The sequence below is a fragment of the Metaclostridioides mangenotii genome (assembly GCF_017873185.1).
GTDB classification, from domain to species: Bacteria; Bacillota; Clostridia; order Peptostreptococcales; family Peptostreptococcaceae; genus Metaclostridioides; species Metaclostridioides mangenotii.
Genome location: NZ_JAGGJX010000004.1, coordinates 1 through 17131 on the forward strand (window position 1 = coordinate 1; position 17131 = coordinate 17131).

Here is a 17131-nt window from a genome sequence, read left to right on the forward strand (position 1 = left end):
CAGATACTATCGTTATCTTTAATATCTGGCTTTATATGGTTTGTTTCTTGTTTTCTTATAAATTAACCTACTGTTTAATTTTCAATGTTCTTTTTTGTTTTCTTCTTGCTTCGTTGTGTTTCGTTTGCCGCTCTCTCGAGGACAAGTATTACTATATCAAAATCTAAAATTTAAGTCAACACTTTTTTTAAATTTTTTTATATGTTTTTAAATACTCATACTTAAACTAACTGTAAAACTGATTCTCACCATTAGTAATTTCAGTTCTTTTAGACTCTTTTTTCTATCTAAAATTATTATTATATTATCTAATTTAAAACTTATATTTTTTAAACTACATAGATTTTACATTATTCAATTGTTATCTAGCATCACTATTTTTATTACTATTTTCATTGAATTTATTTAGAATTTAATAAAACTATTTTTATTTATATTTAAAATCTATCTATTTTCTGTCATTTTGAAGTATAATAGTCTATATTATATAAAATAAGAAACAGGTCAATAATAGATTTAATTCTATAATAATCTTTTCTATTCTATATATTTAAGTTAAGAGAGGTGATTAAAAATTGAATAAATATCTTAGAGAACCAATCAATGGATTTACTCACTTGGCTGGGGCTGTTCTTTCCTTTATAGGTTTACTAGCTCTAGTTATAAAAACAAGCTTGGATAATCCTTCTGCATTATCACTTACTGCAGTGATTATTTTTGGTATAAGCATGATACTTTTATATACTGCATCGACTGTATACCATCTTGTAATCTCTTCTGATATGGTAATCAGTTGGCTTAGAAGACTAGATCACTCAATGATATTTATATTGATTGCAGGGTCTTACACTCCATTTTGTTTAATTGCGCTTAATGGACCTACTGGCTGGGCACTGTTCGCTGTAATTATGACTGCAGCAATCGCTGGGGTATGCTTTAAACTAATATGGTTTAACTGCCCAAGATGGATATCTACAGTTATATATGTTGCTATGGGTTGGGTTTCTGTACTACTTATTGTTCCTCTATACAAAGCTATATCGCTAGAGGGTGTTATATTGCTTGTAGGCGGTGGTATTTTCTATACAATCGGCGCTGTTATATATGCAGTAAAGCCTAAGTTTTTAAAATTCAAGAATTTTGCATATCATGAGATATTCCATGTATTTATACTTTTAGGAACTTTTACTCACTACATATGCGTATTTAAATATGTAATATAAATACTTTAACAGAAGGGGAGTCTTAAAAATGATCTAATAAATCATTTTTAAGACTCCCCTTTAATGTATATCAATACTATTGAATATAATTTTTCACTTTACAATAAGTCACTTACTTCATAGCTCTCATTGCATTAAGAACTGCTATTAACGCTACCCCTACATCTGCAAATATTGCTTCCCACATAGTAGCAACTCCTCCAGCACCTAATACCATAACTATCGCCTTAACAGTTAGAGCAATCGCTATATTTTGCCATACAATCTTATTAGTTTTATTTGCAATACCTATAGCAACTGATATTTTGCTAGGTTCGTCGTTCATAAGAACTACGTCAGCGGCTTCGATAGCTGCATCAGATCCAAGTCCACCCATCGCTATACCTACATCTGCTCTAGCAAGAACTGGCGCATCGTTAATTCCGTCTCCAACAAATGCTACTTTTTCTTTATCTGTTCTTCCTTTAAATATTTCCTCTAGCTTTTCAACTTTTTCATCAGGTAGTAGATTTGAGTAAACTTTATCTAATCCTAATTTCGATGCTATATTATTTGCCACTTTTTCATTATCCCCAGTAAGCATTACTACTTCTTTTATACCTTCATTTTTTAAATCTTTAATTGCTTTAACACTGTCCTCTTTTATTTCATCAGATATAACTATATATCCTCTGAATTCTGAGTCTACAGCTACATATACTACTGTTCCAACTTCTGTAGCTGGAGCATAAGAAATATTTTCGCCCTTCATAAGTTTTTCGTTACCTGCAAGAATTGTCTCGCCAAAGTAATTTATCTTTATACCATGAGCTGCTATTTCTTCGTAGTTTTCTACTTTATCTAAATCTATTTTTTTATTGTAGAAATTAGTTATAGATTTTGCTATTGGGTGATTTGAGTTTGCTTCAGCTAACGCTGCATACTCAATTAATTTTTCTTCTGAAATTCCAACTGGATATACTTTTGTAACATTGAATACACCTTTTGTAAGGGTACCTGTTTTGTCAAATACTACTGTATCAACATATCTAAGAGATTCTAGATAGTTACTTCCCTTAATAAGAATACCGTTTTTAGATGCTAACCCTATCCCGCTGAAGAAACTTAGCGGTATAGATAGGACAAGAGCACAAGGACAAGAAACTACTAAGAATATGAGCCCTCTGTAAACCCATTCTCTAAAAGAGGCATCCGGCAATACAAGCGGAGGAATAAATGCAACTGCTAAAGCTATTGCCACTACTGCTGGTGTATAGTATTTTGAGAACTTGGAAATAAAGTTTTCTGTAGGTGCTTTTTTACTACTTGCATTTTCTACTAGGTCTAAAATCTTAGAAACAGTCGATTCTCCAAACAGTTTAGTTACTCTAACAGTAAGTAAAGCGTTTTTGTTAATTACACCAGATAAGATCTCCTCATCTTTTGAAACTTCTCTCAGAACTGATTCTCCAGTTATAGCTGAAGTATCAAGCATAGATGAACCATCTACTACTACACCGTCTAGAGGGACCTTTTCACCAGGTTTAACTACTATTATATCTCCTATATTAATATCTTCAGGTGATACCACTTTTATTTCTGATCCAACTTTAAGATTGGCGTAGTCTGCTCTAATTTCCATCAGTGCAGTGATAGATTTTCTAGATTTTCCAACTGCCATATCTTGTAGATATTCTCCTATTTTGTAGAAAAGCATAACTCCTACTGCTTCAGCTAACTCTCCTATTGCTAATGCTCCGACGGTTGCAATGGACATAAGGAAGTTCTCATCGAATACTCTACCATTAGTTGCATTTTTTATAGCTTTTAACAGTACATCTCCACCGATTACTAAATAAGCTACGACAAATATTACACTGCTTACTATACTCTCATTACCTGTTGCTGTTTGATATATACCTAATATATAAACAGCTACACCTAAAAGTAATTTTATTAATTCTTTCTTATTGTGTTCTCCACCACCGTGATCATGTGAATCATCACTGTGGTCACTTTGTTTTTTACCTGACTTCATTTGGATATCAAGGCCAGGCTCTATAGTATTAATTTTATCTATAATTTTTTCTACTACTACTTTTTCATCGGCATATGAAGTAAGCTCAAAGCTTAATTTTTTATTTACAAAGTTTAAGTTCGAAGATTTTATTTCATCTAATTTTCCAATAGCTTCCTCAATCTCTGCTGCGCAGTGTGCACAACTTAAACCGCCTAAAATCATTTCTTTTTTATTTGAATTTGCCTTTGCTGTATCTTTTAATTTTATATCTAGCCCAGGCTCTATAATATTAATTTTATTTACTATTTTATCTACAACTTGCGATTCATTTACGGAGTCTTGCATTTCAAAACTCAATTTCTTGTTTACAAAGTTTAGGTTTGCAGATTTTACTTCATCAAGTTTGCCTACTGCCTCTTCTATCTCTGATGCACAGTGTGCACAACTCAAACCACCTAAAATCATTTCTTTTTTGTTTAATACTTCAGATGACATTTAGAAGACCTCCTTTATTTTTTATTTAACTCTTGGATATGACATAGACCGCAATTAAATATTTGACTTACATGATCGTCGTCTAATGAGTAAAATACTGTCTTACCTTCTTTTTTAAACTTAACAAGTCTAGCTTGCTTTAAAACTCTCAACTGATGTGAAATCGCTGAGTCAGTCATATTTAGTAAATTTGCTATATCACATACACACATCTCACTTGCGAAAAGAGCGTATAAGATTCTTATTCTTGTTGAATCTCCAAATACTTTAAACAACTCAGCCAAATCGTATAATACCTCTTCATCTGGCATAGTAGACTTCGCTCCACTTACTATTTCCTGATGTACATTTTTACATTCACATGTTTTAAATTCTTCATTTATATTCATAAGATTTTTTCTCCCATCATTTAATAATTGAATAATTGTTCATATGTTCATTATAGTCCTAACTGTAAAATTATGCAATATCTATTAAGATATTTTTTAAATAAATAAATCATACATATTATTTAACTATCTTTTATATATATTAAAAGAATAACTTTTTATAGTTTTTTTGGGAGGTGCTTAAATGAGTTTCGATGAAACAAAAAACACTTTAGATACCAGTTACATGCCATACTTAAATCAAGATTCCTATAAAGATTATATTGATTTTAGTAACGACCACGATATGAATAGGATTGATGGTGCTGGTTCTGGATCTAATCTAAATCAAATGAATAATAACTATCAACAAGCTGTAAATACAAATACCCATCCTCAGAACGCTCAAATTATGCCTAATAGCAATGCAAATTCATACTTTGCAAATTTTGCTAATACAGGTGGCAATCAGAACCAGACAGGTACAAATCAACAATCTGTTAATCCAAATATCTATCCTGGAATTAACTTTATGGGAAGCGATGTAATTATAATGATACCTGGGGTAATTAGGGGGACTATGCAAGGTCTTCCTGTTGTTGTTCCACAAAGTATGAACTTTGGTGGTGGCATAACTCCTTATGGTGCTAACATGAGTGGCTCTAGCATGGGCAGCTCTCCTATGGGCGGCTCTCCTATGGGCGGCTCTCACATGGGTGGCTCTCCTATGGGTGGCTCTCCTATGGGTGGCTCTCACATGGGCGGCTCTCCTATGGGCGGATCTAGCATGGGCGGCTCTCCTATGGGTGGCTCTCCTATGGGTGGCTCTCCTATGGGCGGCTCTAGCATGGGCGGCTCTCACATGGGCGGCTCTCCTATGGGTGGCTCTCCTATGGGCGGCTCTAGCATGGGCGGCTCTCACATGGGCGGCTCTCCTATGGGCGGCTCTCCTATGGGTGGCTCTCCTATGGGCGGCTCTAGCATGGGCGGCTCTAGCATGGGCGGCTCTCACATGGGCGGCTCTCCTATGGGCGGCTCTAGCATGGGCGGCTCTCCTACGGGCGGCTCTCACATGGGCGGATCTAGCATGGGCGGCTCTCCTATGGGCGGCTCTAGCATGGGCGGCTCTCACATGGGCGGCTCTAGCATGGGCGGCTCTCCTATGGGCGGCTCTCACAATATGAGCAATACTAATCCATCCCCTTACTCAACTCCTCCAAGTTCTGATATGTTTAATTTAAATCAGAGCCCTTATGGAGTTGGAGTTAATAGCGGAATGGGTAATTCTAACCCTATGAACAGCAATATGAATCAAATACCGAGTGGCTCTAGTACTGGATCAACTGCAAATTCAAGCAAATTTGGGATTAATTTTGGAACTTACTCAAATAGTTCAGTTTCTACACCAAATATGTCCGGTACTCCATCTAGTGCAGGAACCCCTAGATATGTATCAAATGTAGATCCTGCTCAGATAAATCAGGAAGAACTCGATGAAGAAGAAATGTAAACTTTTTAATTATTTAAAATTTAATGTATATTTTTTAAATATAAGACAATAATATTAATATATTCCTCATAATATTCCCCCAATATTATAGAAATAAAGTTATACAGATAAAAAAGACTAGATTAAATTCTAGTCTTTTTTATTGAAATAATTAATATCAATATATATTTTTTTAAAACATGTATATATTTAAATATTTTGACCATAATATTAATGTATTCCTCATAATATTCCCCCAATATTATAGAAATAAAATTAAGAGTGACCAGCTGCAACTGGTCACTCTTAATTTTTTGAAAATATATCTTTTAATGATAAATATATCTTCTAGTTTAAAAAATCATTGAAGTCTTTAGATCCTGACTCTGCAAAATCGTAAAGTGCATTTTGCTCAAAATAGTAACTGTCCATTAACTCAACGCTATCACTGTGGTTAAATTCTATAGCTTCATTTATAAACTCGTTATCCTCTTTTGAATAAGTACCAACAAATAGCTCTTCCTCAGAAAAGTAATAAATTGCTTTGATATCATTATTTATTACATATTCACTCTCTTTTACATGATCATTATTAAAACTAAATCTAGTATACAAATTACCATTGTCCATAAAGCTCTTAAACAGAAATGGATTTTCTTCATGAAAGTCTTTTTCAAAGGCATCAACATTTTTAATATTGTATATAGAGACGTACTCAGGCTTTGAAATTTCGTCAAACACTTCGAAATCTAACACTTCCTCAACATCGGTAATCAGTAATGAATTTAGTTTAAATCCTCTTCTTTGATGTATATCTTTTTCTATACTAAAGGCTATCTTACATGAATAGTACCCATCTACATCTTCATATATAGCTGTACTTATGTATCTAGAGTTGCCCATTGATTTAACTATAGTTTTAAGTAAGGTACCATTTATCTTTGTTACATGCATACTAGAAATCTCTTCACTTGCGGAGTAATACATCAAACCCTCTCTATCCCAAGCGATAAACCTCATGGTCATGTAATTAACAAATTCAATTTCATCTACTATCTCTTTGCAGATCTTTGGATACATATCCTCTATCTTTAGATCTCCACTGTATTTTTCTATTATATCAATGTATTCCTCTGTATCTCCAGGAAGATCTTTATTATAGTATTCATTTTTCTTTCCATAAAAACTCACCAAAAATCTAGCTTCATCTTCAGATATTCTAATCTTGTCCGATCCTAGACCTCCCATAAGTCTTTCTTCTTCTCTATACACTTCATGTCCACTTGGATCTTCAAGACTCACATAATCAGCTATTCCCAATCCTTCAGAATCTAATAAAAAGTATTGACAAAAAATTTTATCATCCTCATTGTTCCAATTTATAATAAGACCCATGCTACCCATAAGCCTTGAATTCGTAACCTTTGCGAAGTTAAACTTCATAAAATCATTTCCTCTCATTTTCAAATAAAAATTATTTATATTAGTTATTATACATATAAAATGGTAACATAGATATAATTTATAATATAATAATAATATAAAATGATAAATATAGGGGTGATTTTTTGGGAAAAACGGCAGCCTTTTTCGATATAGATGGAACTCTGTATAGAGATTCACTAATGATAGAACATTTTAAAAAACTAATTAAATACGATATAATCGATCAAAAAGACTGGTATAGCAATGTGCGAGATACTTTTATGGACTGGGATAAAAGACAGGGAAACTACGATGACTATTTATTAGAGGTTAGTGAGCTATATGTTAGATCAATTATAGGGCTGGATACTACGTGCATTAATTTTACAAGCGACCAAGTTATAAAGTTAAAAGCCGATAGAGTTTATAAATACACTAGATCTAGAATTGACTGGCATTTAGCACAAGGTCATATTGTAATTTTTATTTCAGGAAGCCCAAATTTTTTAGTTGAGAAGATGGCTAAGAAATACAACGCCACTGATTTTTGCGGAAGTGAATATATTTTTGAAAATGATGTTTTTACTGGTAATTTAGTTCCTATGTGGGATTCTGAGAGCAAAAATACTTCTATAAATAATTTTACTAAAAAATACGATATTGATCTTGCTAATTCATACGCTTATGGGGATACAAATGGTGATTTTAACATGTTGAGACGCGTCGGGAAACCAATCGCTATAAACCCTACAAAAGAACTTTTAAAAATGATAAATCTCAATGGAAATATGAAAAACAAAACTAAGATTATCGTAGAGAGAAAAGACCTTGTATATTCTTTAGTCCCAAGTGTTGAAATTGTCGATATATAATATATTTTTACAAAGATTAAAGCTTCTCAATTAATACTCATACATTAATTGAGAAGCTTTAAAATTCTAAATATATTATTTTTTTTAATTTTTTATTAACCTATAGAGTTCTTTTATATATTTGTTTTTAACTTCTTTATCCAAACATCTATAGGCATTGCTTCTGCTGATATCGAATTATCATATCTTCTAGATAAACTACCTATCCTCTAAAAATCATTTTTCTAAGTTTTTGATTGTAGTAATTGATAAATACTGTATAAGCATAATCATAAACCAAAAATATCACTTGAAACGCTAAAATAATGAATATGTTCATTGGAATGTAGACTATAGCTCTAAGCATAAAATAAAGTGTAAAAACAGCTATATTTGCAAATACCAACTTCAGAACATACTCTAAATATATCGGTCTGTCTTTTTCAATCAAGTACTTTACTATACCATAAATCGCAAAAGTACAAACATACACTACCCAGTGTACTTTATTTGACATAACTAAAAATCCAAGTAATGCTGACCCCATGTAGAATGCAATTCCTATTTTTAAACCCCACTCCATTACTACAACTGCTACAAGAAGAGATGCTAGACCCATCAAAAACATTGTATTATTAGGGATTATATTTATCAAAAACAGTAGTATTACATTTACTGCCAACAACATTCCAGCAAAAGCTATTTTCTTATTCATATTCATCACCTAACAACAAGTTATAAGATCTCCTCCGCAACATTCGCAACATGAATCTAAACACCATAATTTACAACATGTATCACAGCAGTCATCACCACAGCAACAACAACATCCTCCTAGATCACTTTGGCGTCTTCTATTGTAATTATCAGCTCTATCATTGTAATTATTTCTATATTGAGTATAGTTGTCAAAAGCTCTATTGTACTCTCCATTATTTGGGTCCATAAATCTAGCTCTTTTAATATAGTCTTCTCCTTCTTCATAGTAACCTATATTCATTGCAGATATCCCAGATAAATAGTACCACTCAGCACACTTGTCAGATATCGACTTTAAGAAATTGTATGCCTTTCTAAATTCTCTATTGTCTATCATTCTTCTAGCTTCAATAAAACCGCCATTGTTATACATTTTTTGTTCTCCCCTTTCAAAGTACTTCTTAGTTTACCTAAAAACGACATATAATTTCCCAGGAAATTTTACACAATATTTGTAGTTTCGGTTTTTATAACTAAATACAATTTTCATTATTTTTATATTAATTTTTCTGTTGATTTATTTAACTATTTCCTTTGTTTAGTATTTTTCTATATCTAAGGTAAACCCCAGAGTATATTATATTCTCAAGGATATTCCTATTTACTTTTATATCTAGACTATCTACTGCATCTCCCATTAATCCAAGTGAAAAACCTATTATTTTATCTACTCTTTCTCTTAACTCATCTCTTCTATCTACATATTCTTTAAATGGGTTATAGCTTCCTTTTTCTATATCTTCATCCAGATCTTCAAACGCATCTAGTATATAGATGTACTTTCCTATGTTAAACCCTACTGTTCTGAGCCTTTCCTCGTACTCGTCTTCTCTATATGCAAATATCTCACTCATCAGGTTTCCAAAAGTATTTGATACTTCATCTATATTTATATTGCCATCTTTTTCAAGCCTATCTAGCTCCTGAAGTTGATCTTTTATATATTCAGCTTTATCGGGATATTTTTCATAAGCATTATTTATTTTACCTTTGTATATATTATATGCTAATTTATTTTTAATACCTCCCTCATCGCGAACATTGTCTTCCAATTTATAGTAAGTGAGTAATACATTCATACTTGCTGCGTATTCTGTAACTTCATTTATAAGAACTTTATTCTTTTTAATAGGAGATGAAATACATATCTCATCAGTTACAACTGACTTAGGTCTGTATATTGATGACAATAAAACGATCAAAAAAGTTATATCAAAATTTAATGAAAGTCTAGATATCTCTCCATGATTTCTCTTAAGGCATTTACATAGACCACAGTAGTATGACTTGTAATGGTCGTACTCTCTAAATGTTAAGTCCATCTTGTTTATTTTTACATATCCAAACATATTTATTCCCTTCTAAATTCTATTTACGTAGAAATTAATATCTTATAGTATAACATTTTTTTCTGAATATTTCTAACAACAAAGTGTTACATTTAGATTAGAATTTGATTAAAATAAAAGAACAACATAGTAATAATTAATCTATGTTGTCCTCTTAATCGTTTATTTATTTATATTCTCTATCTTCATTTACAATCGTCTATTTCAATATCAATTAATCCGCGTTTTTTGATTTTCACGTTATATTTTAGGCGATAATTTTTTTGTTTATTAGCTATCGCTTTGTAAATATCTTCAATCTCATTTTTTATATCCTCTTCAGATGCGTACCACCCCAACGGGACAGTGTTTTCTCCCCAGAAAGTGTGTTTATCAATACCTAAAAGCATAGCGTAAGGTTGATTATTTTTAGGTTTAAAAACCCGAGACACATTAAATTTATAGTATGATGATAAAATTTTTCCTGTACAATCAATAATAGATATTTTATCGGTATTTCTGTTATTATTACGGTCATTGTTTCTATTGTAGATATTGCTAGTATAGACTTTTCCACCTTTAATACTTCTATTTAAATTTTCGTCGGAAATATCACTATATTCAACATTTGATATACCATCAACTGACTTTCTAACACTATCTATTATATCGACTTCATCATTTAGCAGATAATCATAAGTTACATCGAAAACTTTTACAATCTTAGTTAACTTTTCATAATCAGGGACTGAGCTCCCATTTTCATATTTTGAAATAGATTGCCTCGATACATCCAATACTTCCGCTAATTTTTCTTGTGACATATTATTTTCTACTCTTAAAAATTTAATCTTCTTTGATAATTTCATTCTTTCACCCCCATGGACAATTATAGATTAGAAGCGAAAAATTAAAACCAATTTATAGTTGCATGTTGCTACTATTAGTTGCAATAATATAAATTTAAGGCATTACAGTATAGGTTTGTATATAAAATCACCTTTTGTTTCTACTAACTCTTCTTTAGCCTTTTTAACTAATTCTTTATCATTCATTACATCTACTACCGTGCATGCTATAGATTTAGATGCTAATAACATAGCTTTAAATCCCATATCTGATCCGGCACTTGAACACGACTGCCAAGTATGAGCTGAAACTCCTATAGGCCAAACTGAGCATGAACACTGTGCAGTTGGAACCAAATAACTTATATCTCCTATATCTAGCGATAACGGTATACAGTTATTTTGAACTACAGTATCATCAGTAACTCCAGTGTGTAGGTATTTATCAATTATATTTAAATTTCCACTTAGCACGTTTGCAACCATACTTCTGTCAGATTTAGATATCTCTTTAGTCAATGCCTTTGCAAATTGGATGTCTTTATCATTGTATTTTTGTGTACCAATCGCCTTCATATTTTCTGAAAGCACATCTGTTAAAGCATTGTTTGGTATATAGTCATAAACACCACTTATTATCTCGTACTCCATCTGTGTACTAGTCATAAGTGCCGCCCCTTTAGCAACATCTACAACCCTTTCAAATACACTCTGTACATGCTCCATCTTAACTCCTCGAACGTAGTACCAAACTTCTGCAAAGGCCGGAACTATATTAGGCGCTCCCCCACCATCAGTAATCGAGTAATGTAATCTACAGCTGTCAAATATATGCTCTCTTAGATAATTACAACCCACATTCATAAGTTCAACTGCATCAAGGGCACTTCTACCATTTTGAGGAGCCTGTGCGGCATGTGCGCTTATTCCTCTAAATCTAAATTTAATTGAATAGTTCGCAAGTGTCGGAATTCTTATAGGTGTATTTATATCAAATGGATGCCAACTAAATGCACAGTCTATTCCATCAAAACATCCTTTATCTATCATGTATATTTTACCTGATAAATCCTCTTCTGCTGGAGTTCCAAAGTACTTTACTGTTCCACCTACCTTTCCATCCTCAATCATCTTCTTAACGGCTACAGCGGCTCCTATCGCCCCCGTTCCAAGTAAGTTATGTCCGCATCCATGTCCCGGTGCTCCTTCAGTGACAGGTTCTTTAACCGTTGATACTTTTTGAGATAACCCAGCTAAAGAATCGTATTCGCCAAGTATACCCATAACCGGCTCGCCACTTCCAAAAAAAGCTATAAATGCAGTATCCATGCCATCCACTTCTTCAATTCTAAAACCCTTGCTTTTTAAGTACTCTTTGTGCAGGTTTGATGCAAAGTATTCCTTGTATTGAAGTTCTGGATTTGACCAGATTTGGTCTGAAATATCTCTTAGTTCCTTTTCAATACTGTCGATGTAATCTACTGTCATTTGCTTGTTTGGATCAAGATTGCTCATAGTTGTCATCTCCTTGTAATATATTTTAGAAGCATTAAACACTTCTAAATTTTAACTAATCATTCTGTATATTACAAAAACCTCTTGAAAAGTCAAAACGAGACTATTCAAGAGGTTTTAAAGTTCATCTAATTATTTTGTTAACCAGTTTACCATGTTAACCCATAGTGTGTTGTAGTATTCCCAATCAGTGAATTCTTTTGGTCCCCAGTGAGGAGCACAGTCAGAACTGAATATAGCTGATTTACCTTTACCGAATTCTCCAACTGCAACAAATGGATCTCCACCTATTGTAGCTAAAACTTCGCAACCTTCTCTAGCTATAGTCTTGTTATATCCTAAGAATTTTGGCCACTCTGTTGGTATACCTTTTAAAACATCGTGGTTTGAGTTTACTATTACAGGAGTTATTCCCGCTGGTCTTTCTACTCTGTCGTCTTTATCTATCATTGTTACAGGAAGAACTTCTGCAAGAGCAGTTTCACCGTAACGAGTTTTTGCATCTATACCAGTAAATGACATGTATCCACCTACCATTATTAGAGCCCCACCATCCCTTACGTAGTCGCTTAATAATGCTAATCTGTCAGGATTAGAATTACACTCTACGAAAGTGCTGTTTGATAGTAAGAATGAGTTAGAACCTATATCTGAAAGTATTATACAGTCATACTCTTTTAATCCCTCCATATGGTATGGGAAGCCATCTACTGCTTCATGAGCTGGCATATGAGTAACTTCATATCCACCTGACTCTATACCCTCTTTGATCCACTTTACTGCTACTTCGTAGTGAGAAGTCACAAATGTATCAAATCCCTTTATATGAGTTATATTCTTAACCCAAGATTCTCCAACAATTAAAACTTTTTTCATTCTTTTGTTTCCTCCTATTTTGATAAGTTTAAGATCATGCTTGCATACATAAGTATGCTCTCTAAATAGCTATCTATTTCCACATATTCATCTACTGAGTGACACTGATTAATTGAGGCTGGTCCTAATATAATAGTAGGAATCTCTGCCATGTTTTGCATTATTCTAGCATCATTTCCAGCTGTAGATGAAATGATTTTCACTTCTCTATCAAGCGTATCTTCAAGTATATCCTTCGTCTTAGTTACAAACTCAGACTTTGTATCAATTTCAAACCCAAATCCTGATTGAGATATTGTTATCTCTGGCATATTCTCTCTTAGCCAACTATCTCCTTCAGCTCTAGTCTTAATAGTGTTAAATATATCGTCTACAACTTGATCATAGCTCATAACTGTAGGTAAGAAATGCGCCATAGCTTTAAAAGTACATTTACCTGCTACAGTAGAAGCTGCATCTCCGCCCTGTATAACCCCTAGATTTATTGTAGGAGCAGGAAGCAGTGGATGCTTGTAGTTCATAAGCCAGTTGTGTTCAAGTTCTTTAAGATCCTGAATAAGTAACATAGCTTTTTCTATTGCATTAACACCTTTCCATTTGCTACCAGCGTGAAGGGCAATACCCTTAACATCTACGTCAAATCCAACAAATCCCATATGAGCGACTATCATGTTCTTTTCTGAACACTCACATACTACACAATAATCCCCTTCAATGCCATTCATTACAGCGTTTACAGTACCATTTCCTCCACCTTCTTCGTCACATACAGACATGACTTTTACAGTTCCTGGAAGCTCTAGTCCACTCTCTTTTATAAGTTTAACCGCCATAATTGGTGCTATAAGACCTGATTTCATATCAGCAGTACCAAGGCCGTAGATCTTCCCATCAACCTCAGTACCAGTATATGGATCGTATGTCCATTTACTTAGATCTCCTGCTGGCATAGTATCTATATGTCCATTAAAAACTATTGTTTTACCTGGATTTTTTTCACTGTACTCACAAATAAGGTTGTATCTATCATGGTCTTTATAATTATGACCTATATTTCCTTCTTTGTTTATTTTTCTCGATTTCAAAATTGTCTCTTCGCTCATATCTTGACGTTGAGCATCAAATCCAACTTCTTTTGCAAGCTTTTCTAAATAAACTTGTCCTTCTTTTTCATATCCACCAAGTACACCGTGACCGATATTTTCGGTCTTTATTCCGATTAGACCTTTCAGGTCCTCAATATACTCTTGTTTGTTTTTGTTTAAAGTATCAACTAAAACTTTTTTCATAATAACCTCCAAATATTAGGCTATATAATCCTAACTAAATACAACTTTTTTAGAATTAGTTAGAGTTTGCTTTTTTTAACTTTAGGTTATTGATCCATATAGCAAATAACATAACTAAACCTTTTATAATCATTTGATTATATGAAGAAACACCTAATAAGTTTAGACCATTTCCAAGTATACCTATTATACCGACACCTATACATGTACCAAGTATTGAACCAGAACCACCCATCATGTTAGTTCCTCCAAGTACAACGGCTGCTATAGCATCAAGCTCAGCACCATCACCAACTGTTGGAGATCCTGAAGCTAGACGAGAAGAAAGTATAATACCTGCAAGAGCAGTAAGTACACCAGCTAAAGCGTAAACCTTAACTATTACGCTTGTTACTTTTACCCCACAAAGTCTTGCTGCTTCTGGGTTTCCACCTACTGCAAGTACGTGTCTACCAAATGAAGTCTTTTTAAGTAAATAATGTCCTGCTATAACTACTACAATCATTATTATTACTGGAATAGGAATTGGACCTATGTAACCTCTACCTATCATTTTAAATGCGTCTGTATTTACAGATATTGGTCTACCACCTGTAAACACGAAACTAAGACCACTTATGATAGTAAGCATCGCAAGCGTAACGATAAATGGCGGTAGTTTTTGTGTAGAAATAATTAAACCTTTAACTACACCTAATAATCCACCTATACATAAAGCTAATATTATACCAACCCATATAGGCATATTGTAATTTACTACAGTAGCAGCCCACAAAGTACCCGTTAAAGCTATAACAGCACCAACACTCAAGTCTATACCTGCTGTTATAATTACAAATGTCATACCAACTGCTAGTATCGCATTTATAGAAATTTGTCTCATAACATTTACTAAGTTATCCATTGTCAAGAAGTTAGATGAAGCCACACTCATAATTACAAACAGTATTATAAGCCCTGCTGCTGCACTACCTTGCTCTCTTAAAAAAGGAAGTACTTTACTCTTAAATGTCGATGGCGTATTTTCCTCTTTTTTAGTTATTGAACTCATCAATCTTACCTCCAAAAGCTAATTTTAAAACGTTGTTTTCTACTTTTTCTTCACCTTCTAAAAATCCGCCTACTTTACCTTCTCTCATAACCATTATTCTGTCACTCATAGAGATAAGTTCTGGAATCTCAGATGAAATCATGATTATACTAACTCCATTTTCTACCAAATCACCCATCAAGTTGTAAATCTCCGATTTTGCATTTACATCAATACCTCTTGTCGGTTCATCCATTATAAGTATGTCTGGACTCAATAATAACCATCTGGCTATTATACCTTTTTGTTGGTTACCACCACTTAAACTTTGTATTATCTGATTCATATTAGGAGTTTTTACATTTAGTGATTTTATATATCCATCTACTATTTCTTTTTCTTTAGCATTATCAATAACTGACCCAAACTTAGAGATCTTACCTAAACCAGGCATTGTTATATTTTCTTTTACAGTCATCTGTAAAAACAGACCAGTTTTCTTTCTATCTTCTGTTATCAAACCTATACCATTTTTAATTGCTACTGAAGGGTCCTTAAATTTGACTTCTTTTCCACTTAAGAACATCTTTCCTGAATCGAATGAAGTTAGTCCAAATATTGATTCTACAATTTCACTTCTCTTACTGCCAACTAGACCACCAATACCAAATATTTCACCTTTTCTAACATTGAAACTTACATCGCTGAAAACACCATCTCTAGTTATGTTTTCTACTCTTAATATTTCATCAGTAATCTCAACTTGTCTTTTAGGGAAAAATTGGTCTAACTTTTTATCTATCATTAAATTTACTAACTCTTCTTCAGATTCAACTTCTTCTGTTATAAGTGTAGTAATGGTTTTTCCATCCCTCATGATTGTTATTCTGTCACATATCTCGAATAACTCTTCCATTCTGTGTGATATATAAATTATACTCACGCCATCTTTTCTCAAATCTTTTATTAATCTAAATAATATCTCTGTTTCTTTCTTACTTATAGATGATGTCGGCTCATCCATTATCAATATCTTCGTATCTAAAGACAGCACTCTCGCTATCTCAACCATTTGTTTCTGTGCAATGCTCAAACTGCTTACTAAACTTTTTGGGTTTATGTCGATTCCCATATTGTCAAAGATTTTTTTTGCTTCATCATTCATTTTCTTATCATTAGTTAAGATTTTTCCGTTTATTTCTTTTCCCATAAATATGTTCTGAGCTACGGTAAGCTCGTCAAATACCGTTAATTCTTGGTATATTGCGTTTATACCTATTTCTTTCGATATAGTTGGTGATATATGTTCTATCTCTTTGTCTTGGAAAACAAATTTACCTGATGTTTTAGCATGTGCTCCAGTAAGAATCTTTATAAGTGTAGATTTACCCGCACCGTTTTCACCTAATAAGGCATGAACTTCACCTTTTTCAAGATTAAAGTTTATATCGTCTAATGCTCTAACTCCAGGAAATTCTTTGGCAATATTAGTTAATTTTAAAATTGTATTGCTCATTACTTCACTCCTTATATAAAGGTTGTCCCAAAATTGAATGATTGATGATCTCTTTAAAATCTAAAGATTATAATCAAATGTCACTTACATAAACCAGACAATTTTGAGACATCCTCTTGA

Annotated in this window: 15 protein-coding genes; 3 read left to right on the forward strand and 12 right to left on the reverse strand. The window is 33.0% G+C overall.

Annotation, left to right across the window (positions count from 1 at the left end; translation table 11 throughout):
- Nucleotides 1–575: 575 nt before the first annotated feature.
- Nucleotides 576–1223, forward strand: coding sequence for a PAQR family membrane homeostasis protein TrhA (trhA, locus tag J2Z43_RS09755; RefSeq protein ID WP_027702874.1), 648 nt, complete (start codon nt 576–578; stop codon nt 1221–1223).
- Nucleotides 1224–1335: 112 nt separating this feature from the next.
- On the opposite strand, the gene J2Z43_RS09760 is transcribed toward trhA, so the two are convergent.
- The gene (locus J2Z43_RS09760) at nt 1336–3717 is read right to left on the reverse strand and encodes a heavy metal translocating P-type ATPase (protein WP_209457029.1); all 2382 of its coding nucleotides are present in this window, start codon (nt 3715–3717) and stop codon (nt 1336–1338) included.
- Between the two features lie 14 nt (nt 3718–3731).
- The gene (locus tag J2Z43_RS09765) at nt 3732–4106 is read right to left on the reverse strand and encodes an ArsR/SmtB family transcription factor (protein ID WP_209457030.1); all 375 of its coding nucleotides are present in this window, start codon (nt 4104–4106) and stop codon (nt 3732–3734) included.
- A gap of 184 nt (nt 4107–4290) precedes the next feature.
- On the opposite strand from J2Z43_RS09765, the gene J2Z43_RS09770 reads away from it, so the two are divergent.
- Nucleotides 4291–5595 (forward strand): hypothetical protein, encoded by a 1305-nt coding sequence (locus J2Z43_RS09770; protein ID WP_209457031.1) that lies wholly within the window; start codon nt 4291–4293, stop codon nt 5593–5595.
- 327 nt (nt 5596–5922) lie between these two features.
- Here the strand turns inward: J2Z43_RS09770 and J2Z43_RS09775 are convergent, their stop codons facing one another.
- Nucleotides 5923–7017, reverse strand: a complete 1095-nt coding sequence (locus tag J2Z43_RS09775) for a hypothetical protein (RefSeq protein WP_209457032.1) — start codon at nt 7015–7017, stop codon at nt 5923–5925.
- A gap of 125 nt (nt 7018–7142) precedes the next feature.
- Between J2Z43_RS09775 and J2Z43_RS09780 the strand changes: the two genes are divergently transcribed.
- Nucleotides 7143–7871 (forward strand): HAD family hydrolase, encoded by a 729-nt coding sequence (locus J2Z43_RS09780; RefSeq protein ID WP_209457033.1) that lies wholly within the window; start codon nt 7143–7145, stop codon nt 7869–7871.
- A gap of 202 nt (nt 7872–8073) precedes the next feature.
- On the opposite strand, the gene J2Z43_RS09785 is transcribed toward J2Z43_RS09780, so the two are convergent.
- From J2Z43_RS09785 to J2Z43_RS09825, 9 genes are all read right to left on the reverse strand, one after another.
- On the reverse strand, nt 8074–8565 hold the full coding sequence (locus J2Z43_RS09785) for a hypothetical protein (protein ID WP_209457034.1): 492 nt from the start codon (nt 8563–8565) through the stop codon (nt 8074–8076).
- A 9-nt stretch (nt 8566–8574) separates the two neighbouring features.
- Nucleotides 8575–8982, reverse strand: a complete 408-nt coding sequence (locus J2Z43_RS09790) for a hypothetical protein (RefSeq protein WP_209457035.1) — start codon at nt 8980–8982, stop codon at nt 8575–8577.
- A 148-nt stretch (nt 8983–9130) separates the two neighbouring features.
- Nucleotides 9131–9958: a DUF5685 family protein gene (locus J2Z43_RS09795; RefSeq protein WP_209457036.1), complete on the reverse strand. Its 828-nt coding sequence runs from the start codon at nt 9956–9958 to the stop codon at nt 9131–9133.
- Between the two features lie 185 nt (nt 9959–10143).
- On the reverse strand, nt 10144–10806 hold the full coding sequence (locus J2Z43_RS09800) for a helix-turn-helix domain-containing protein (RefSeq protein ID WP_209457037.1): 663 nt from the start codon (nt 10804–10806) through the stop codon (nt 10144–10146).
- A 102-nt stretch (nt 10807–10908) separates the two neighbouring features.
- Nucleotides 10909–12300, reverse strand: a complete 1392-nt coding sequence (locus J2Z43_RS09805) for a M20 family metallopeptidase (protein WP_209457038.1) — start codon at nt 12298–12300, stop codon at nt 10909–10911.
- A 132-nt stretch (nt 12301–12432) separates the two neighbouring features.
- Complete coding sequence (locus J2Z43_RS09810) at nt 12433–13176, reverse strand: glutamine amidotransferase (protein WP_209457039.1); 744 nt, start codon at nt 13174–13176, stop codon at nt 12433–12435.
- A gap of 14 nt (nt 13177–13190) precedes the next feature.
- On the reverse strand, nt 13191–14465 hold the full coding sequence (locus J2Z43_RS09815) for a M20 family metallopeptidase (RefSeq protein ID WP_209457040.1): 1275 nt from the start codon (nt 14463–14465) through the stop codon (nt 13191–13193).
- Nucleotides 14466–14520: 55 nt separating this feature from the next.
- The gene (locus tag J2Z43_RS09820) at nt 14521–15516 is read right to left on the reverse strand and encodes an ABC transporter permease (protein ID WP_027702887.1); all 996 of its coding nucleotides are present in this window, start codon (nt 15514–15516) and stop codon (nt 14521–14523) included.
- On the reverse strand, nt 15500–17011 hold the full coding sequence (locus tag J2Z43_RS09825) for a sugar ABC transporter ATP-binding protein (RefSeq protein ID WP_209457041.1): 1512 nt from the start codon (nt 17009–17011) through the stop codon (nt 15500–15502). The genes J2Z43_RS09820 and J2Z43_RS09825 overlap by 17 nt, the downstream gene beginning before the upstream one ends.
- Nucleotides 17012–17131: the final 120 nt, after the last annotated feature.